15 protein-coding genes are annotated in these 19276 nt (G+C 62.7%); 1 reads left to right on the top strand and 14 read right to left on the bottom strand.

The features are described 5' to 3' along the window. Window positions 1-15: 15 nt before the first annotated feature. From HX875_RS19270 to HX875_RS19225, 10 genes are all read right to left on the bottom strand, one after another. Window positions 16-951, bottom strand: a complete 936-nt coding sequence (locus HX875_RS19270) for a sugar ABC transporter substrate-binding protein (RefSeq protein WP_010173158.1) — start codon at window positions 949-951, stop codon at window positions 16-18. Between the two features lie 366 nt (window positions 952-1317). Further along, window positions 1318-2358 (bottom strand): Gfo/Idh/MocA family protein, encoded by a 1041-nt coding sequence (locus HX875_RS19265; protein WP_177044687.1) that lies wholly within the window; start codon window positions 2356-2358, stop codon window positions 1318-1320. A 131-nt stretch (window positions 2359-2489) separates the two neighbouring features. Next, the gene (locus HX875_RS19260; protein ID WP_177044685.1) at window positions 2490-3350 is read right to left on the bottom strand and encodes a sugar phosphate isomerase/epimerase family protein; all 861 of its coding nucleotides are present in this window, start codon (window positions 3348-3350) and stop codon (window positions 2490-2492) included. 144 nt (window positions 3351-3494) lie between these two features. Beyond that, window positions 3495-4505, bottom strand: a complete 1011-nt coding sequence (locus HX875_RS19255; protein WP_177044683.1) for a Gfo/Idh/MocA family protein — start codon at window positions 4503-4505, stop codon at window positions 3495-3497. Between the two features lie 19 nt (window positions 4506-4524). Continuing rightward, window positions 4525-6456 carry a 3D-(3,5/4)-trihydroxycyclohexane-1,2-dione acylhydrolase (decyclizing) gene (gene iolD, locus HX875_RS19250; protein WP_177044682.1) on the bottom strand — a complete coding sequence of 644 codons (1932 nt, stop codon included), beginning with the start codon at window positions 6454-6456 and terminating at the stop codon, window positions 4525-4527. Window positions 6457-6466: 10 nt separating this feature from the next. Further along, on the bottom strand, window positions 6467-7282 hold the full coding sequence (locus HX875_RS19245) for a TIM barrel protein (RefSeq protein WP_177044680.1): 816 nt from the start codon (window positions 7280-7282) through the stop codon (window positions 6467-6469). A 25-nt stretch (window positions 7283-7307) separates the two neighbouring features. After that, window positions 7308-8810, bottom strand: a complete 1503-nt coding sequence (locus HX875_RS19240; protein ID WP_177044678.1) for a CoA-acylating methylmalonate-semialdehyde dehydrogenase — start codon at window positions 8808-8810, stop codon at window positions 7308-7310. A gap of 23 nt (window positions 8811-8833) precedes the next feature. Next, a complete protein-coding gene (iolB, locus tag HX875_RS19235; RefSeq protein WP_177044675.1) occupies window positions 8834-9628 on the bottom strand; it encodes a 5-deoxy-glucuronate isomerase in 795 nt (264 codons plus the stop codon). Further along, entirely contained in the window at window positions 9625-10518 is an 894-nt protein-coding gene (gene iolE, locus HX875_RS19230) for a myo-inosose-2 dehydratase (RefSeq protein ID WP_177044673.1), read from the bottom strand. Before iolE ends, iolB begins: the two co-directional genes overlap by 4 nt. 197 nt (window positions 10519-10715) lie before the next feature. Then, complete coding sequence (locus HX875_RS19225) at window positions 10716-12653, bottom strand: bifunctional 5-dehydro-2-deoxygluconokinase/5-dehydro-2-deoxyphosphogluconate aldolase (protein ID WP_177044671.1); 1938 nt, start codon at window positions 12651-12653, stop codon at window positions 10716-10718. Between the two features lie 303 nt (window positions 12654-12956). Here HX875_RS19225 and HX875_RS19220 point away from each other — a divergent pair, with 303 nt between their 5' ends. Continuing rightward, window positions 12957-13853 carry a MurR/RpiR family transcriptional regulator gene (locus HX875_RS19220; protein ID WP_177044670.1) on the top strand — a complete coding sequence of 299 codons (897 nt, stop codon included), beginning with the start codon at window positions 12957-12959 and terminating at the stop codon, window positions 13851-13853. Window positions 13854-13991: 138 nt separating this feature from the next. Here the strand turns inward: HX875_RS19220 and HX875_RS19215 are convergent, their stop codons facing one another. The 4 genes from HX875_RS19215 to HX875_RS19200 are packed head-to-tail and all read right to left on the bottom strand — an operon-like array spanning window position 13992 to window position 19258. Beyond that, the gene (locus HX875_RS19215; RefSeq protein WP_177044668.1) at window positions 13992-15695 is read right to left on the bottom strand and encodes an AMP-binding protein; all 1704 of its coding nucleotides are present in this window, start codon (window positions 15693-15695) and stop codon (window positions 13992-13994) included. Window positions 15696-15726: 31 nt separating this feature from the next. Further along, complete coding sequence (locus HX875_RS19210; protein ID WP_177044666.1) at window positions 15727-17025, bottom strand: acetyl-CoA C-acetyltransferase; 1299 nt, start codon at window positions 17023-17025, stop codon at window positions 15727-15729. Further along, a complete protein-coding gene (locus HX875_RS19205) occupies window positions 17025-17912 on the bottom strand; it encodes a MaoC/PaaZ C-terminal domain-containing protein (RefSeq protein ID WP_177044664.1) in 888 nt (295 codons plus the stop codon). Before HX875_RS19205 ends, HX875_RS19210 begins: the two co-directional genes overlap by 1 nt. A gap of 2 nt (window positions 17913-17914) precedes the next feature. Then, entirely contained in the window at window positions 17915-19258 is a 1344-nt protein-coding gene (locus HX875_RS19200) for a 3-oxoacyl-ACP reductase (RefSeq protein WP_177044662.1), read from the bottom strand. Window positions 19259-19276 lie beyond the last annotated feature (18 nt).

Here is a 19276-nt window from a genome sequence, read left to right as displayed (position 1 = left end):
TGTTGTTATTAAGGGCTACTTGAAGTCTTTGACGTTGTCCGGGGTGATCAGCTTGAACGGGATCACCACGTTCTGCTCCACCGGCTCGTGCCTGGCCATCTTGCGTGCTGCTTCCACCGAGCCCACGGCCTGGCCGTTGGCGTCCTGGAAGGCCGACGCGGCCATGTCACCCTTGGTAATCGCGTTGAGGCCGTCCGGCGTGCCATCCACGCCCGCGATCAACACGGTGCCCGGCTTGGTCCCCGCCGATTTCAACGCCATGGACGCACCGATAGCCATCTCATCGTTGTTGGCCAGTACTGCGTTGAACTCGCGGCCCTGGGTCAGCCAGTCATTGACCAGGGTCATGCCCTTGTCACGCAGCCAGATGCCGGTCTGTTCCTGCTCGATCTTGATGTCCGGGTATTTGGCCAGGACTTCCTTCACGCCCTTGGTGCGGTTGGTGGTGGAGTTGTTCGCCAGGTCACCCAGCAGGATCACGATCTTGCCCTTGCCACCGAGCTTTTCGGCGATGTACTGCATTTGCAGGCGGCCGGCCTCGACGTCATTGGAGGTCACGGCCACGATGCCCTTGGGCAAATCGGTCTGGTCGGGACGACGGTTGACGTACACCAGCGGAATGCCCGCCGCGAGCGCCGCTTTACTGATGTTGGCGGTAGATGCCGTGTCGACCGGGTTGACGATGATGGCGTCGACTTTCTGGCTGATAAAGTTCTCGACCTGGCTCAATTGCTTGACCACGTCGGCGCGGGCATCTTCGAACTGCAGCTGTACGCCGTCACCCTTGGGATAGGACTTGGCTTGCTTGTCCATGTCCTCGCGCAGGTAGGTCAGGAAGGTGTCATCGAATGCCGACATGCTCACACCCACTTTGATATCGGCGGCGGTGGCAAAACCGCTGGCGAGCATCATTGACAGGGCCAGCGCGGTAAAACGGATCGGGGTCTTCATGAACGGTCTGTCTCCAATTTCTTGTTGGTTTTGTGGACGTTGCGTTTTTCAGAGCGAAGCTGTCGGCAGTCGAACGATCGGCGCCCCCGGAATGCAGCACACCAGGGAACCCTTGCTTTCGACGCACAGGACATTCAGGAGGGAGAAGTAAAACGGCCGGGCGCGGGGCAGACCGCGTGGCTTGAGGGCAGGACGTAAAACTCGCAGTACAGCGTTGAAGATTTTCATCTGACGGTACCTGGTTGTTTTGATCTTGTTTTTGTCGAGTCGCCCGAATCGAGTCCGAACGTACTTTATGCAACCTGGAAATGACTTTATTGGAAAATAATTTCCATATCAACTTATTTTAGAATTTTATTCTATTTTTCATCTGTGGCTTTCCACAGCGGGTATTTCCACCACCTGCTGGCGCTCCGAACTGAGGCGCGCCGCGTCCAGTACACGGGTGGTTTGCAGCGCATCCCGGGCCTCCACCGGCAACGGGCCCTGGCCTTCCACTGCGCTTTGCAACTGGCTGTAGAACTGGTTCCAGCGGCCTTTTTCCGAGGGCACGCGCTCGCGCTCCTCACCTTGCTCGAACCAGCCCCAACGCCGGTGTTCTTCGGCGCCCCAGTGCTCGCCTTCGGTTTTCGGGGTCTTGCCGGCCATCAACAACGCTTCCTGGCCGTCCAGGCCTTCCACGGTGTAGCACCCGGCGGTGCCATTGACCCGGAAACGCGGCGCCTGGCTGTTTTGCAAGGCACTCCCCCACAGATGGGAAATCACCCCGTTGGCGTGGGTCATGGACACGAAGAAACCGTGATCCACTGTGGGCTCCTGCGGGGTGTAGTGCAATTGCGCGAACACGCGCTCCACCGGGCCGAACAGCTGCATCGCCTGGTCCACCAGATGGCTGCCCAGGTCCCGCAGGAACCCGCCGCCGCTGGCATTGCCCACGGAGCCCGGGTTGTAGCGTTCCACCCGGGATTCGAAGCGGGTGACGGTGCCCAGTGCGCCGGCGTCGATCAGCTTGCGCAGGGTCAGGAAGTCCGAATCCCAGCGCCGGTTCTGGTAGACGCTGAGCAGCACGCCCTGGCGCTCGGCGGCGGTAATCAAGGCCTGGGCCTGTTCGGCGTTGCTGGCGAAGGGTTTGTCGCTGACCACCGCCACACCGTGTTCGATGGCTTCCAACACCAGCGCGGGACGGCCCTTGAGGGTGGTGGAGATCACCAGGGCGTCGACACCGGCCTCGACGATCTGGCCGATGGTATCGAAGGCTTTTACACCAGGATGTTCTTTCGCCAACTGTTGGCGACGCTCGGGTGAGCGGGTGACGACGCCGACAAAGGTCGCCCCCGGCAGGCTGGCAATCAGCGGTGCGTGAAAAAAGCGGCCACCGTGGCCGTATCCAACCAGTCCGATTCGCATACAAATACTCCTTGGTTAATTGTGGCGAGGGAGCTTGCTCCCGCTCGGCTGCGTAGCAGTCGCAAGCTTTTGGGGGCGCTTCGCACCCCGGCGGGAGCAAGCTCCCTCGCCACAGAGCAAGCCACAGCGATCTAACAGCAAAGTTCGCGGGTGACCCGCTCCAGCATCATCCGGTTGGACTCATCCGGCCGGTCTTCCCAGGCAAACACCGACACCGTGGCGATGCCGTCGAACTTGATTTCCCGCAGGGTGCCGAAAAACGCCTCCCAGTTGACCTCGCCCTGGCCGATGTCCAGGTGCTGGTGCACGGTGGCCGTCACGCCCGGCGGGTTGACGATGTAGCGCAGGTTTGAGGACGCCCGGTGGTTGTAGGTGTCGGCGATGATCAAGTGGCTGAGCTTGGCGCCTGCGTACTTGAGCATCGAGGCGATATCGCCCTTGCCGTCGTCATAGAAGAAGGTGTGCGGCGCGGCGTAGAGGTAGTTGATCCAGTCGCGGTCGAGGCCGCGAATGATGTCCACCGACTCGTTGTTGCGCTCGCAGAAGTCATACGGGTGAGCCTGGATATCCAGCTTCACGCCTTCGCGCTCGAACTCCGGCATCAGCTCATCCATGGAGCGCATGAACTGGTTTTCGCACACCAGCGGGTTGTCGGACTGGCCAGTGAATTCGGTGTTGACCAGCTCGCAGTCCATTTCCACGGCGATCTGGATCGCGCGCTTCCAGTTGCGTACGGCGGCAACCCGCAGGCCTTCGTCAGCGGCGGCCCAGTGGTACATGGGCAGCAGGGACGAGAGTTGCACGCCGGCGTCGCTCAGGGCTTTGCGAAATTCCTTGATGCGCGCCCGGTCGACCCGGGCGGCCTTGTAGAACGGCAGGAAGTCTTCCCGGGGCGAGAGTTCGATGTGCTGGTAGCCGAGTTCGGCGGCCTTGTCGACCATTTGGCCGAGGGGCAGGTGGCGGTACATGTAGGGGTCTAATGCGATGCGCATGTTAGAAACGCTCCCAAATCTGATGTTGGAACCCGATCAAATGTGGGAGCTGGCTTGCCTGCGATAGCGGTGTATCAGGCGACAGTATTGTTGAATGTGCCGCCGTCATCGCAGGCAAGCCAGCTCCTACAGTGGAATAGGTGGTCAGCCGTAGAAATGCGGACGGGGTGGCAGGCCCACTTTCACAATCTGCCCACTGTTCTGCGCCTCGATGCACGCATCCGCCGCCACCGCCGCCGCAAAACCATCCCACGCCGACGGCCCGCCCACTTGCCCGGCCCGCACGCCGTCGATAAATGCTTGCAACTCGACGTCATAGGCCGCGATAAACCGGTCTTTCCAATCCATCAGGATCGCATTGGACAGCTTGGCCTCACTGCGCATCTGCACCTGGGACGGCTCCGGCAATTTCGCAATACCGGTCTCCCCCACCACTTCACATTGAATGTCGTAGCCGTATTGGCAGTTCACAAACACTTCCACATCGATGCGCGTGCCCTTGGCGGTTTCCAGCAGCACGATCTGCGGGTCACGCAAGTGCGCCAACGCCTTGCTCGATTTACGCGGGAACACCACTTGCACCGACACATAGTCATCCGCCAGCAACCAACGCAACACATCCAGCTCGTGGATCAAGGTGTCGGTGATCGCCATGTCGGTCTTGTAGTTCTCACCCACCCTCGGGTTGCGGTGGGCACAGTGCAGCATCAACGGCTCGCCGATCTGGCCGCTGTCGATCACGGCCTTGAGGGCGCGATAGCCGTGGTCATACGGGCGCATGAAACCCACTTGCACCAGGCGCTTGCCGTGGGCCACTTCGGCCTCGACGATCTTGCGGCAGCCCTCGGCGGTCACGGCCAGCGGCTTCTCGCAGAACACCGGTTTGCCGGCGGCAATCGCCGCCAGCACGAACTCTTCGTGGCTCGGGCCCCAGGAGGTCACCAGGACCGCCTCGACTTGCGGCGAGTTGATCAGCGCGTGGCCGTCCGGGTAGACCTCGGCGGTGAGTTTCAGGTCCGCGACGACCTTGGCAGCTTGTTCAAGGTTGATGTCCGTCACCGCCACCACCTGGCTGTTGAGCAAGGTCTGGCTGCAGCGACGAATGTGATCCTGGCCGATGGCGCCAGTACCGATAACACCCAACTTCAAAGACATGGAAACACTCCTCTTGTTATTAGTACTGCCGGGCCTTGGCCAGGCGTTCATTGAGTTGTTTGGCCACCGCATCGGTGCGCGCGCTGGTGGACACCTGCGCCACACCGACTCGCCACCACGACAGGTATTTGTGGATCATGGTCTTGGGCAAAACCTTGATATCAATCAGCGTCGACACCGTTTGCGTGCGCGCATCGGCCAGCGCCGCCTGCAGCTGCTCCACGGTGTTGACCTTGTAGGTCTTGCAGCCATAGGCCGCCGCGCTCATGGCGAAGTCCACCGGCACGAACCCGCCGTCGAGCTTGCCGGTCTCGGGATTGCGGAAGCGGAACTCGGTGCCGAAGCTGTCCATGCCGTGTTCCATCTGCAAATTGTTGATGCAGCCGAAGGTCATGTTGTCCAGCAGCACCACGTTGATCTTGCGCCGCTCCTGGATCGAGGTAGCCAGCTCCGAGTGCAGCATCATGTAGGAGCCATCGCCCACCAGTGCGTACACCTCGCGCTCGGGCTCGGCCAGCTTGACGCCCAGGGCCGCGTTGACCTCGTAGCCCATGCACGAATAGCCGTACTCGACGTGGTAGGTGTTGACGCCCTTGCTGCGCCAGCTGCGCTGCAAATCGCCCGGCAGGCTGCCAGCGGCGGCGACGATGATCGCATCATCAGCCAGGGTTTCGTTGAGCACCCCGAGCACGCGGCTTTGGGTCAGGCAGGAACCGGTCAGCTCGATGAACTCACGCAGCACCGCAGGGTCCATGTGGTCGTTGATTTCCGGGACGAAGTTTTCGCTCTGGTAATCGGCCTGGTAGATGCGGTCCACTTCAGCGTCCAGTTGCGCCTTGGCGTCCCGTGGCTGATCACCCCAGCTGGAGCGATAGTCACCCAGCGCTTCGGCCAGTGCCTCAAGGCCCACCTTGGCATCCGCCAGCAATTGCACGGCGTCCAGTTTCAGCACATCGCACGGGCTGATATTGAGGTTGAGAAACCGCACCTCGGGATGCTTGAAAAGGGATTTGGACGAGGTGGTGAAGTCGGTATAACGCGTGCCGATGCCGATGATCAGGTCGGCTTCAGGTGCCAGCAGGTTCGCCGCCAGGCAGCCGGTTTCACCAAGGCCACCGAGGTTCAGCGGGTGGCTGGACACCACCGCACTCTTGCCCGCCTGGGTTTCCGCGAATGGAATGTCGAAGCGCTCGGCGAAGGCTTGCAGCGCGGCATTCGCGCCGGAGTATTTGACCCCGCCGCCACACACGATCAGCGGTTTGCGCTTGCCTTTGAACGCCTCTACGGCATCGCCCAACATCGCTTCGGTCGCCGGGCGGCGATCGATACGGTGCACGCGTTTCTGCAGGAAGTAATCCGGGTAATCCCACGCCTCGCCCTGCACATCCTGCGGTAAAGCCAGGGTCACCGCGCCGGTTTCGGCGGGGTCGGTGAGCACGCGCATGGCGTGGATCGCCGCGGTCATCAACTGTTCCGGACGGTTGATGCGGTCCCAGTATTTGCTCACGGCACGAAAGGCGTCGTTGGTGCTGATGCTCAGGTCATGGAACTGCTCGATCTGTTGCAGCACTGGGTCCGGCTGACGGCTGGCGTAGACATCACCGGGCAACAGCAGCAACGGAATGCGGTTGGCGGTGGCAGTCGCCGCAGCGGTCAGCATATTCGCAGCGCCCGGCCCTACCGAAGAGCTGCAGGCGTAGATCTTGCGGCGCAGGTGCTGCTTGGCAAAGCCAATCGCAGCGTGGGCCATGCCTTGCTCGTTGCGGCCCTGATGCACCACCAGGTCGCCGCTGTCCTGCTCCAGGGCCTGGCCCAGGCCCAACACATTGCCGTGGCCGAAAATCGTGAAGATGCCGGCGACAAATTTGCTCTGCACGCCATCGACTTCGATGTACTGGTTATCCAGAAACTTCACCAGGGCCTGGGCCATGGTCAATCGGGTTGTGGTCATGGGGTGCCCCTTATCGTTTTTGCAGGTGGGCGATGCTCGCCCCCAGTGCCTGCTTGATGTCCGCCAGGCCATGCACGCTTTCGGCAAACGGCTCGAACGACAGGTAGCCGCTGTAGCCGGTGCTGAGCAGGGTGTCGATCTGCGCGGCGTTGCCGAGGATGTCGGCCTCGCCCACCAGCACCCGGTGGCCGTCGCGGATCGAGTTCAGCGGCGCCTCGGCATCTTCCACACCGGAGATATGCACCAGCCCGGTCAGCTCGGGGAAGAACTCATGTTCGCTGGCCAGGTGATGGTGGAAGGTGTCGTGCACCACGCGGAATACATCCAGCCCGCCGATGGCCTTGATCGCATCCACCGCCACGCGTTTGCGGCGCAGGGAGCATTCTTCAAAACCCAGGGGTTCGACGAAGCCGAGAATCCCGTATTCCCGCAGGATCGGCGCCAGTTCGCTCAAGGCGGTGCGCAAACCGGCGGCGCGCTGGGCTTCGTTGCGTGAGTCGGCACGGTCGTTCAACGGGCACATCACCAACGCCTGTGCGCCGGATTCGCGGGCATAGGCGGCCAGCTTGATCGCCTGGGCGCGGCGCTCGTCGTTCCATACATCAAACGGGTACAGCGCGTTGATCGACAGCACGGTGATGCCGTGCACCGCGCACAATTCGCGTACGCGGCTGGCAGGAGTACCGTCTTCAATCTCGATGCCCTTGAGGTCGTTGCGGATCTCGATGGCGTCGCATTTGAGGGTCACCGCCAGCTGGATAAAGTCCGGCAGGGAAAGGCTGGGGGCGACCATGCGGTTCAGGGCAAAACGTAGAGGCGACTTCATTATTGTTGTGCTCCACACTTAACAGTTACTTGGCGGTTGGCATGCTGAATTCAGGGCCCTTGGCAATGCTGTCGGGCCAGCGTTGCATGACGCTTTTGTAGCGGCTGTAGAAACGAATGCCCTCTTCGCCGTAGGCATGGTGGTCGCCGAACAGCGAGCGCTTCCAGCCACCAAACGAATGCCAGGCCATGGGCACCGGAATCGGCACGTTGATGCCGACCATACCCACCTTGATGGTGCGGGCAAACGCGCGGGCAATGCCGCCGTCGCTGGTAAAGCACGACACGCCGTTGCCGAACTCATGGGCGTTGATCAAGGCCACCGCGCTGGCAAAATCCGCCACCCGCACGATGCCCAGCACGGGCCCGAAGATCTCTTGCTGGTAGATGCTCATTTCGGTGGTGACGTTATCGAACAAGGTCGCGCCGACGAAGAAGCCACCCTCCGCGCCCGGCACCTTGAAGCCACGGCCATCGACGATCAGCTTCGCGCCTTGCGCCACACCCTGGTCGATAAAACCTTCGACCTTGGCTTTGTGCTCGGCGGTGACCAGCGGGCCCATCTCGCTGTCTTTTTGCATACCGTTGCCGACCTTCAACTGGTCGATACGCGGCAGCAGTTTTTCGATCAGCTTGTCACCGACATCGCCCACCACCACGGCAATCGAAATCGCCATGCAACGCTCACCGGCCGAGCCGTAGGCCGCGCCGATCAAGGCGTCGGCGGCCTGGTCCAGGTCGGCATCGGGCATCACGATCATATGGTTCTTCGCACCGCCCAACGCCTGCACACGCTTGCCGCGCTGGGTCGCCTGCTGGTGGATGTACTCGGCAATCGGGGTGGAGCCGACAAACGAAATCGCCTCGATGTCCGGGTGCTGCAACAGGCCGTCCACGGCGCTTTTGTCGCCCTGCACCACGTTGAACACGCCGTCGGGCAGCCCGGCTTCGGTCAGCAGGCGGGCCATCAGCAAGCTGGCGGACGGGTCGCGCTCCGACGGTTTGAGGATGAAGCAGTTACCGGTGGCCAGGGCCAGCGGGATCATCCACAGCGGCACCATCACCGGGAAGTTGAACGGGGTGATGCCGGCGCACACGCCCAGGGGCTGGCGCAGGTTCCAGTTGTCGATGCCGCCGCCGATGTTGTCGCTGAAATCGGTTTTCAGCAGGTTCGGCGCGCCACAGGCGTACTCGACGATCTCGATGCCGCGAGTGACTTCGCCCTTGGCGTCGGAGAACACCTTGCCGTGTTCGCGGCTGATGATTTCGGCCAGTTCATCGTGGTGCCGGTCGAGCAGTTCCTTGAACTTGAACAGCACCCGCGAACGCCGCAGGGACGACTGCTCGGACCACGCCGGGAAGGCTTTCAGCGCCGAGGCCACGGCTTCATCGACGGTCTTCTGGCTGGCCAGCCCGACGCGGGCCTGGACTTCGCCGGTGGCCGGGTTGAATACATTGCTGAAACGTTCGCTGCCGCTGTCCTGCACCTGGCCGTTGATGTAGTGGCCGATTACTGGGGCGTTGCTCATTATTGTTCTCCGTCGAAAGTGCTTTAAAGATCCAGCAGCCAGCTGTGCTGCGGGTCGTTATGGAAATGCCAGGCGCGCTTGGGGCCGGCCATCACGTTCAGGTAGTAGGACTCGTAGCCATACGGCACGCTGACCGGGTGATACCCCTTGGGCACCACCACCAGGTCGCTGTTTTCCACTGCCATGGCCTGGTCGATGCTGCGGTCGTCGGTGTAGACGCGCTGGAACACGAAGCCCTGGGGCGGGTTGATCTGGTGGTAGTAGGTTTCTTCGAGAAAGCTCTGGTGCGGCAGATCGTCGGTGTCGTGCTTGTGGGGCGGGTAGCTCGACGAGTGACCGGACGGCGTGCGCACCTCCACCACCAGCAGCGAATGGGCGGGCTCGCTGTCGGGCAGGATGTCGCACACGTAGCGGGTGTTGGCGCCCTTGCCGCGTACGCTGCGTTTGCATTGTTCGGGGCGGATCAGGCGTGGGGCCAGGCCGGCTTCGGTGGAGCCGGGAGCGGCGCAGACGGCGATTTGCACGTCGCTCAGGGCGGTGACCTGGGCGTCGGTGCCCGGCGGCAGGTAGGCGGCGAACGGGGATTTGTCTTCGAACACCGAGTGGCGATCACCGAGGTTTTCCCAGTTGAAGCCTTCGCCCTGAATAGTTACCCGGCCGCTGAGCAGCACCAGGCACAGTTCTTTATCACCGGCGGTGACGGGCAGGGTTTCACCCAGGCTCAGGCGGTAGGCGGCGAAGCCCACGTATTTTAGGCGCCCTTCTTCCAGGGCGACCATGGTCTGCCCGCGTTTGCTGCTTTTGACCAACAGGCTCATTGTCCGGTCCTCTCACTCAGAAGTGCGCGCAGCGTGTCGTAGCCTTTTTTCGCGTAGATATAGCTCGGCGCCACGGCGGGATCCTGCTCGGCCTCCACCACCAGCCAGCCGTGGTAGTGGGCGGCCAGCAGCACGTCCAGCAGTGCGGCGAAGTCGATATCACCGTCGCCGGGCACGGTGAAGGTGCCGTTGACGATGCAGTCCGGGAAGCTCCACATCTGGTTGCGCGCCAGTTGCACCACCGGTTTGCGTACGTCCTTGAAGTGCACGTGGCAGATGCGGTCGATGTGTTTGCGCAGGACATCGAGGGGCTCGCCGCCACCCATGTAGCAATGGCCCGAGTCAAACAGCAGGCCGACTTCCGGGCCGGTGCGGCGCATCAGTTGGTCGATGTCTTCCGGGGATTCGACGTAGGCGCCCATGTGGTGGTGGTACGCCAGGCGCACGCCCTGGGACAGGGTGAAACGCGCCAGTTCGGTGAGCTTGTCGGCGTACTCCTGCCAGGCCTGTTCGCTGTGGAAACGCGGGCGTTCCATCAGGCGTACCGGCGAACCCTGGATCGAGTCGGCGACTTCGCCGTACACCAACACTGTGGCGCCGTTTTCCCGCAGCAGTTCGACGTGGCTGGCGATGGCCTCGATTTCTTCCGCCACCGAGCGCCGGGCCAGGCGGCTGGAGTACCAGCCGGAGACCAGCGCCAGGTCATACGGGCGCAACACATCGCCCACGCCCTTGGCGTCCTTGGGGAATTTGCCGTTGAGTTCGAAACCTTCGTAGCCGATGTCCTTGCCTTCGCTGAGGGCGGTGCTCAACGGCGTTTCGCCGCCCAGGGCCGGCAGGTCGTCGTTGCTCCAGGAGATCGGGTTGATGCCAATTCGGATAGCGGGCATGGCTGCACCTTTTATTGTTTTTCAGAGTTGCCTGAGATCTGCTTTATGTGGAAGCCAGCTTGTGTGGGAGCTGGCTTGCCTGCGATGCAGACACCTCGGTGCTTCAGATAGACCGAGTGGATCCTATCGCGGGCAAGCCCAGCTCCCACATAAACCAGCTCCCACCTTTGATTGCATTCCAATTCAATGAGCGGCGCTTAACTTCGGGCGCTGCGCCAGGCACTGATCAATTGTTCAAAGATGCCCTGGGCCTGTTGAATCAACCCCTCATCGTCGATCTCCCCTGCCAGCCACGCTCGGCTGGGCTCCTGGAAGATCGTGCGGCCCACGGCGAAACCACGGCAGGTCTGGCTCTGGCTGGCTTGCCGAAAGCCATCGGCCAGGCATTCGGCAGAAGCATTCAGGCCCAGCAGCACCACGCCTCGGCAGTAGGGATCGCGTTCCTGGATCAATTCATCGAGCTTCTTCCAGTCTTCGGCCGACTGCGCTTCGATCTTCCACCACGCCGGGTAGATGCCCAGGTTGTACAGGCGCTTGAGGCTGCGATAGAGCACGTCGGGATAAGTAGACGGATGATCCTTGGGCGGCACGATTTCCAGCAACAGTTCGTGGCCGCTGACCAGGGAGGCCTGGTACAGGCTCTTGAGTTGCGCTTCCTGTTCCAGGCGCAGCAGCGGTTCGTCGTCGGGGTGGTATTGCACCAGGCACTTGATGATCTGCTCACGGGGCCAGGCAATCAGGTTGCTGCCCACCGAGCGGCCGTGTTCAAAGGCCAGTGGCCGGGAGTTCTGGACTTCCACCGGGCGGGCGATCCACCAGCCGCGACCGGTGGCGGCGTTCAGCGCGTCCTGGCCGAAGCGTTGGTCGGCCAGGATTCCGACGTCGGCCTCGACGCCCTGCTCCGCCAGTTTGCTTTCTACCCGTTCCACGGCCTGGATGAACAGTTGCTTGAGGGCGCTGATGCGCGCCGGGTCCTGGCCGCCCTTTTGCGCCAGCTCCACCAGTTGCCAGCGGTGGTCGAAGGCGAATACAAACAGCTGCTTCCAGGTTTTGCGCGGCACGCTGACCTGGTGCAGGCGTTGCAGCACCGCGTCTTGGTCCGGGCGGGTAATCGGCACCGGACTGTTGAACAGGTAATCGAGTTCGGCACGGGTCGGCATCGCCGGTGCGCAAGCATGGCGGGACACCACCAGGCCGCCGCAGGCATTGGCCAACTGGCAGCAGCGCTCGTCGCTGGCATCGATCAGCCAGCCACTGAGGAAGCCGGACATGAAGGCATCACCGGCGCCCAACACGTTGAGCACTTCCACCCGCACACCGGGGTAGATCGCGCCGTCTTCGAGGCGCGCCGGGATGTCGCCGTGGATCACCGTGCAACCCTGCGGGCCAAGCTTGACCACCAGGGTGGCCGGCGTGAGGCCGCGCACCGTGCGCAGCGCGGTCAGCAGATCTTCGCTGCCGCCGGCAATCAGGAATTCTTCTTCGGTGCCGACGATCAGGTCAAAACGCGGGAGGATTTTTTGCACGTGCTGGCTGACATTCTGGTCGGCCACAAACCGGGTTTCACCGTCGGCCTTGCCGGCCAGGCCCCAGAGCACCGGGCGGTAGTCGATGTCGAGCACGCGCTTTACGTTGTGCTTCTCGGCGTAGTCCAGGGACTGGATGCTGGCCTTGTACACGCCGTCGGTGGAGAAGTGAGTGCCGGTAATCAGCAGCGCCTTGCTGGAAGCAATGAACGCTTCGCTGATGTCTTCGGCGCGCAGGGCCATGTCGGCGCAGTTCTCGCGGTAGAACACCAGCGGGAAGGTTTCGCGGTCCTTGAGGCCCAGCAGCACCATGGCGGTAAGGCGTTCCGGGTCGACCTTGATACCGCTGACATCGCAGCCTTCGCGGGCCAGGGATTCCAGCAGGAAACGCCCCATATGGTCGTCCCCCACCCGGCTCAACATGGCCGACCGCAAGCCCAGTCGTGCAGTACCGAAGGCGATGTTGGCGGAGGAACCGCCGAGGTACTTGGCGAAGCTTGAGACATCCTCCAGCCGTGCACCCACTTGTTGTGCGTAAAGGTCGACGCCCAGGCGTCCCAGGCAAATCAGATCCAATTGACGCCCACTGGCAAAACGAGTCTGGCCCATGCTGGCTCCTGTTATTTTTATCAGCCTGCGTGTGCCGTCGTGGTGGCGGCACACGCTCTTGGTGCAAGCAGACTAGAACGTCTGGCGACGCCAATCAATATTTATTCTATAAATATTTTTTGTGGAATATATTTTCCAATACGCCACCATCGACGTGTTCCAGCCACGGTGCAACGTTTCAGCTGTACCGTGGGGCGGGATGCCGAGGTATTTTTTTGCGCCTACCCTGTAGACTTGCGCACATCGACTTATTGTCAGGGGCGCTCCAACGCGCCCTATAAGAACAAGCCAGAAGGATTCCCTATGTCCCAGAGCGCCCCGGAAGACGCACTCGCCAGCCCGCCGATCAACGCCGAGCGGCTGTTGCAGCTGATCACCGATGAGTACGAGAGCCTGCCGCGCCAGCTCAAGCGCATCGCCAGCTACATGAGCCAGCAGAGCGACCGGATCATGGTCGACCGCATCAGCGACATCGCCCGTGAATGCGAAGTGCACCCGTCGGCCATCGTGCGGTTTTCCCAGCGTTTCGGTTTCAGTGGCTTCAGTGAGATGCAGGCGTTGTTCCGCGAGGCCTACACCCACAAGACCACGCCGGTGCAGAACTACCAGCAGCGCATCCGCAGCATGATCGCCAACAAGTCGCAGAAAGCCAGCGGCGGCGACCTGGCGCGTGAATGCGTGAATGCCACCCTGTCCGGCATCGAGCGCCTGGGGCTGGAGCTGGATGACGCCGCCTTCGACAAGGCCGTAGACCTGGTAGTGAATGCCGACAATATCTACGTGGTGGGCGTGCGCCGCTCGTTCGCCGTGGCGGATTACCTGGTGTACAACCTGCAGCACACCAACAAACGCATTCACCTGGTCTCGGGGTTGGGCGGCAGCTATCGCGAGCAGATGCGCAGTGTGCGGGCCAACGACCTGGTGATTGCCATCAGCTTTACGCCCTATGGCAAGGAAACCCAGCACTGCCTGCGGATTGCCCAGCATCATCAGGCCAAGACGCTGATCATCACCGACAGCAACCTGTCGCCCCTGGCCAAGCGGGCAAGCACGGTGTTGCTGGTGAATGAAGGGTCGTCGTTTGCGTTCAGGTCACTGAGTGCGACGCTGTGCCTGTGCCAGGCGTTGTTTATTGCCGTGGCGTATCGGCTGGAATTGAAGGTCGATGAGATTCATGAGCAGGTGGGATTCGACGACTGAATAAGCGCAAAACGCTGAACCCTGTGGCGAGGGAGCTTGCTCCCGCTGGGCTGCGCAGCAGACCCAAAAAAAGCGGGAGCGCTGCGCACTCCTGCGGGAGCAAGCTCCCTCGCCACAGGGGTGCTATGCATTTCGGGATTAGCGCAGGGCCCTTCGCAGCACCTTGCCCACCGTCGTCTTGGGCAATTCCTCGGTACGAAACTCCACAAACCGCGGCACCTTGTACCCCGTCAAATATTCCCGGCAGTGGGCCAGAATCTGCTCCTGGGTCAAACCCGGATCCTTGCGCACCACGATGATTTTCACCCGCTCGCCGGTCACGCCATCCTCAACCCCAATCGCCGCCACTTCCCCAACGCCTGGATGCAGCGCCACCACGTCTTCGATCTCGTTGGGGTACACGTTGAAGCCGGACACCAGGATCATGTCCTTCTTGCGGTCCACCAGGCGAATGAAGCCCTGCTCATTCATCACCCCGATATCCCCGGTCGACAGCCAGCCTTCGGCATCCAGCACCTCGGCCGTTTCCGCCGGGCGCCTCCAGTAGCCCTGCATCACCTGCGGCCCGCGCACTTGCAGCTCGCCCTGCTCCCCCAGCTCCGCCAGCTCACCGTCCTCACGGATAAACCGCACCCAGGTCGACGGCAGCGGCACGCCGATGCTGCCGGTGAATTCCATCTCGCGCATCCTTGAGATGTCGATGGGGCTGATGCTCACCACCGGCGAACACTCGGTGAGGCCGTAGCCTTCGATGATCGGCAAGCCGGTGACTTCCTTCCAGCGCTTGGCCACGGCGGTGTGGGTGGCCATGCCGCCGGCGATCACCATGCGCAGGTCGGAGAAATCCCGGGCGCAGAACTCTTTGTTTTCCAGCAAACCGTTGAACAGCGTATTCACCCCGGCAATCCCGTTGAATCGCTCCTTGCGCAGGATCATCTGCACCCGTTTCACGTCCCGTGGGTTGGCGATCAGGATGTTGCGCCCGCCCAAGCACATGAACATCAGGCAGTTCACCGTGAGGGAAAAGATGTGGTACAGCGGCAGTAAGGTAACATTGGTTTCCTGCTGGTTCTGGTCCAACTGGTCACCCACCCACGCCTTGGCCTGCAACAGGTTGGCGATGATATTGCGATGGCTGAGCATCACGCCCTTGGCATCGCCGGTGGTGCCGCCGGTGTATTGCAGGAAGGCCAGGTCTTCGCGGTTCATCGGCACCGCCAGATGGGCCTGCCCGCGTCCCTGTTTCAACACCTGGTTGAAGCGCACCGCGCCTGGCAAGTTGAAGCGTGGCACCTGCTTCTGCACGCTGCGCAGGATGAAGTTCATCGCCGCACCCTTGAAGGTGCCCAGTAGGTCGCCGATGGCGGCAATCACCACGCGCTTGACGGTGCTGGCAGCGACCACCTTCTCAAGGGTATGGGCGAAGTTTTCGAAGATCACGATGGTCTCTGCTTCGCTGTCCTTGAGCAGGTGCTGCAACTCCCGGGCGGTGTAGAGCGGGTTGACGTTGACCACCACCGCGCCCGCCAGGATCGTGCCCAGCAGGCAGATCGGGTATTGCAAGCAGTTGGGCATCATCAGCGCCACCCGGTCGCCCTTCTTCACGCCCTGGGCTTGCAGCCACGCGGCGAAGGCGATGCCCTGCACCTCCCAGTCGGCGTAGGTCATTTCGGTGCCGATGCTGACGTAGGCCACGCGGTCGCGAAACTTGCGCAGGTGCTCCAGGAACACCTCGCGCAGCGACGGGTAGGCCTCGATGCCGGCGTCGATGTCTGCCGGCACGCCGGGCAGGTAAGCGTTCAACCAGAGGCGTTCGGTCTGTTCCAGGCTTACAGCGTTCATGGCAGTCTCCTTGTTGTTTTTATGGTGGGAACTACTTTTCGACGATGGCGGTAATGCCCAGCCCGCCCGCCGCGCAGATCGAAATCAAGCCACGCCCGCCGCCGCGCTGATGGATCGCCTTGGCCAATGCCGCCAGTTGCCGGCCACCGGTGGCGGCGAACGGATGACCGCAGCCGAGGGAGCCGCCGTTGACGTTCATTTTGGCGCGGTCGATGCTGCCCAGCGGCGCGTCGAGGCCCAGGCGGTCGCGGCAGTACTGCGGGTCTTCCCAGGCCTTGAGGGTGCACAGCACCTGGGCCGCGAAGGCCTCGTGGATCTCGAACAGATCGAAGTCGGCAAACGTCAGGCCTTCGCGCTTGAGCATGCGCGGCACCGCATAGGCCGGGGCCATCAGCAGGCCTTCGGTGCCGTCGACGAAGTTCACCGCCGCGGTTTCGCCGGTTCGCAGGTACGCCAACACCGGCAAGCCGCGTTCGGCGGCCCAGTCCTCGCTGGCCAGCAGTACCACCGAGGCGCCGTCAGTCAGGGGCGTGGAGTTACCAGCAGTGAGCGTGCCATTCTGGCGGTCGTAGGCCGGGGACAGGCCGGCGAGTTTCTCCAGGCTGGCGTCGGCCCGCAGGTTGTTGTCCCGGGCCAGGCCGCGATACGGGCTGATCAAATCGTCGAAGAACCCCTGCTTGTACGCGGCGTCCAGCCGCTGGTGGCTGGTGAGGGTCAACTCGTCCTGGGCCAGGCGCTTGATCTGCCAGCGCTTGGCCATTTCTTCGCAGTGTTCGCCCATGGACAGGCCGGTGCGCGGCTCGCCATTGCGCGGCAGCAGCGGCTTGAAAAACATCGACGGGCGCACGTCCATCAAGGCCTTCAGCTTGGCGCCGGAGCCCTTGGCGCGGTTGGCTGAAAGCAAGGTGCGGCGCAGGGATTCGTTGATGCCGATGGGTGCGTCGGAGGTGGTGTCGGAGCCGCCGGCAATGCCCACTTCAATCTGCCCGAGGGCGATTTTATTCGCCACCAGCAACGCCGCTTCCAGGCCGGTGCCGCAGGCTTGTTGCAGGTCGTAGGCCGGGGTTTCGGGCGACAGCGTGGTGGACAGCACGCTTTCCCGGGCCAGGTTGAAATCCCGGGAATGCTTGATCACCGCACCGGCGGCGAACTCCCCCAGGCGCAGGCCGTGAAGGTTGTAGCGGTCCACCAGGCCTTGCAGGGCGGCGACCAGCAAATCCTGATTGCTGTCATGGGCGTACACGGTGTTGGAGCGGGCGAACGGAATACGGTTGCCGCCGATTATCGCCACACGACGGGTGGGGGCCGGGTTGAAACTGTAGTCACTCATCAATGGCTCTCTTTCCAGATAAACAGCCCACGCATATGGGGTTTGTCACCGGCGAAATTGCGCACTTCAAACTCACGGCGCGGGCCGGTCGGCGGGGCATTCCACAGGGCGACCTGGCCGGGCAGGAAGATCGGCAATTTGAAGTCGCAATGGGCCTCGGCCTGGTCCAGTCCACCGGGCGGTTGCTGGGCGGCAAGGGCGCGGCCCAGGGTCCACATGCCGTGGGCGATGGCGCGACGAAAACCGAACAGTCTGGCGCCGATTATCGAGGTGTGAATCGGGTTGAAATCCCCCGAGACTTTGGCAAACCGTCGCCCCAGATCCGCCGGTAGCACCCAGCGCTGGGTGCGCAGCAAACCCTCTTCCTGCAACGGCAGCACGTCGTCCCAGGGCTCACCGACCGGGGCGTCTACGTCACGGCGCAAATACAGGCTGTCGCTCTCCCACACCAGGGTGCCGGCGCTGTAGGCCCGGGTGGCGATGCTCAGGGCCTGGCCCTTGGGATGGGCGACCCAGCGCTCGCAATACACCTCCAGGCGCAGGGCCTGGCCCTCCTCCAGGCGTCGATGCTGACGGATGCGATTGGCCAGATGCACCATGCCGCTGGCCGGGTACGGGAAGCTCGGGCGGGTCAGCAGCATCAGGTGCAACGGGAACGCCAGCACATGGGGATAGGACAGCGGCACGCCTTGCTCGCGGCGAAAACCACAGGCCCGACCATAGGCCGCGATGCCCTGGGCAGACAGCTCAACCGCCGAACGCACCAGGCGTTCTTTCGGCAGCGTCGGTGCACCGTCCACCTTGGGTTTGCGCATTGCCAATACGCCGTCCAGCAGCAGGCGCGAGCGCGAGGGCGGCGGGTCAATAATCTGCGTCACATAGTCCATGTTCAGGCTCCCAACAGGCTTTGGCCGCAGACCCGCACCACCTGGCCGTTGACCCCGCCGGAGGCCGGATGCGCCAGCCAGGCGATGGTTTCCGCCACGTCGATGGGCTGGCCGCCCTGGGACATGGAATTCATCCGTCGCCCCGCTTCGCGGATCATCAGCGGGATTTTCGCGGTCATCTGGGTTTCGATAAAACCGGGCGCCACGGCATTCACCGTCACTTGCTGCGCCGCTGCTTGCGGTGCCAGGCCTTGCACCAGGCCGATCACCCCGGCCTTGGAGGTGGCGTAGTTGCTTTGCCCGAGGTTGCCGGCAATGCCGGAAATCGACGAGACACACACGATCCGCCCGCCCGGATTCAGGCCCTGGCTTTGCAGCAGCGCGGTGCTCAGGTGCAGCGGTGCTTCCAGGTTGACCGCCAATACGCTGCGCCAAGCCGCTTCAGTCATCTTGGCGATGGTCTTGTCGCGGGTGATCCCGGCGTTGTGCACCACCACGTCGAACGCGCCGTGTTGGCTGACATGGGCCTGCAACTGCTGCGCGGCATCGGTGGCGGTAATGTCCAGCGCCAGCGCGGTGCCACCGACACTGCTGGCGGCCTGTTGCAAGGATTCCTGGGCCTGGGGCACATCCACGCAGACTACTTGCGCACCGTCGCGGGCCAACACTTGGGCGATCGCCAGGCCGATGCCACGGGAAGCGCCGGTGACCAGGGCGCGGCGACCGCTGAAGGGTTGGTCCCAGTTGATCTCGGCTTGGCTGTCCACCGGTTTTTCCAGACGTACCACTTGCCCCGAGACGTAGGCCGAGCGCCGCGACAGGAAGAACCGCAGGCTGCTTTCCAGCGCGCCCTCGGCGCCCGGTGCGACGTAGATCAACTGCACGGTGATCGCCCGGCGCAGCTCCTTGGCCAGTGAGCGTACCAGCCCTTCAAGGGCGCGTTGGGCGATGGCTTGCGGCAAGTCCTTGCACAACTCCGGCGCGGTGCCGAGCACCACCACCCGTGCGTGCTGCCCGAGGCGCTTGGCGTTGGCGTGGAAGAAGGCGTAGAGCTCGTCCAGTTGCTTGAGGTCGGCGATGGCGCTGGCGTCGAACGCGGCGCCCTGGACCTTGACCGTGGAGGGTGCCTTGAGGGTTGCGGCAGTGGCGCTCACGGTGTCGGTGGCGGTGAAGATCCGCTGGATTTCAGCAGTCAGGCGCCCTGCCCCGGCGACGATCACCGGGTTGGCCAGGCCTTGCTGGCCGCTGCGGTGGCGTTGCAGTGCCAGGGGTTGGGGCAGCCCGGCGGTGCGGGCCAGCCAGGCGCCCCAGGGGGAGTTAACGAAAGAAAGGTAGCTGTCACTCATGGGTAAATTCACTCACAA

Origin of the sequence: Pseudomonas yamanorum, assembly GCF_013386765.1 — a bacterium.
In the GTDB taxonomy this organism is placed as follows: Bacteria; Pseudomonadota; Gammaproteobacteria; order Pseudomonadales; family Pseudomonadaceae; genus Aquipseudomonas; species Aquipseudomonas yamanorum_A.
Note: the sequence above shows the minus strand (reverse complement) of the source record. Positions and strands in the feature narration are given on the sequence as shown.

Bases quoted from the DNA above. Each gene is read 5' to 3' on its own strand.
- HX875_RS19270 (WP_010173158.1), bottom strand. From the start codon at position 951: ATGAAGACCCCGATCCGTTTTACCGCGCTGGCCCTGTCAATGATGCTC.
- HX875_RS19265 (WP_177044687.1), bottom strand. From the start codon at position 2,358: ATGCGAATCGGACTGGTTGGATACGGCCACGGTGGCCGCTTTTTTCAC.
- HX875_RS19260 (WP_177044685.1), bottom strand. From the start codon at position 3,350: ATGCGCATCGCATTAGACCCCTACATGTACCGCCACCTGCCCCTCGGC.
- HX875_RS19255 (WP_177044683.1), bottom strand. From the start codon at position 4,505: ATGTCTTTGAAGTTGGGTGTTATCGGTACTGGCGCCATCGGCCAGGAT.
- iolD (WP_177044682.1), bottom strand. From the start codon at position 6,456: ATGACCACAACCCGATTGACCATGGCCCAGGCCCTGGTGAAGTTTCTG.
- HX875_RS19245 (WP_177044680.1), bottom strand. From the start codon at position 7,282: ATGAAGTCGCCTCTACGTTTTGCCCTGAACCGCATGGTCGCCCCCAGC.
- HX875_RS19240 (WP_177044678.1), bottom strand. From the start codon at position 8,810: ATGAGCAACGCCCCAGTAATCGGCCACTACATCAACGGCCAGGTGCAG.
- iolB (WP_177044675.1), bottom strand. From the start codon at position 9,628: ATGAGCCTGTTGGTCAAAAGCAGCAAACGCGGGCAGACCATGGTCGCC.
- iolE (WP_177044673.1), bottom strand. From the start codon at position 10,518: ATGCCCGCTATCCGAATTGGCATCAACCCGATCTCCTGGAGCAACGAC.
- HX875_RS19225 (WP_177044671.1), bottom strand. From the start codon at position 12,653: ATGGGCCAGACTCGTTTTGCCAGTGGGCGTCAATTGGATCTGATTTGC.
- HX875_RS19220 (WP_177044670.1), top strand. From the start codon at position 12,957: ATGTCCCAGAGCGCCCCGGAAGACGCACTCGCCAGCCCGCCGATCAAC.
- HX875_RS19215 (WP_177044668.1), bottom strand. From the start codon at position 15,695: ATGAACGCTGTAAGCCTGGAACAGACCGAACGCCTCTGGTTGAACGCT.
- HX875_RS19210 (WP_177044666.1), bottom strand. From the start codon at position 17,025: ATGAGTGACTACAGTTTCAACCCGGCCCCCACCCGTCGTGTGGCGATA.
- HX875_RS19205 (WP_177044664.1), bottom strand. From the start codon at position 17,912: ATGGACTATGTGACGCAGATTATTGACCCGCCGCCCTCGCGCTCGCGC.
- HX875_RS19200 (WP_177044662.1), bottom strand. From the start codon at position 19,258: ATGAGTGACAGCTACCTTTCTTTCGTTAACTCCCCCTGGGGCGCCTGG.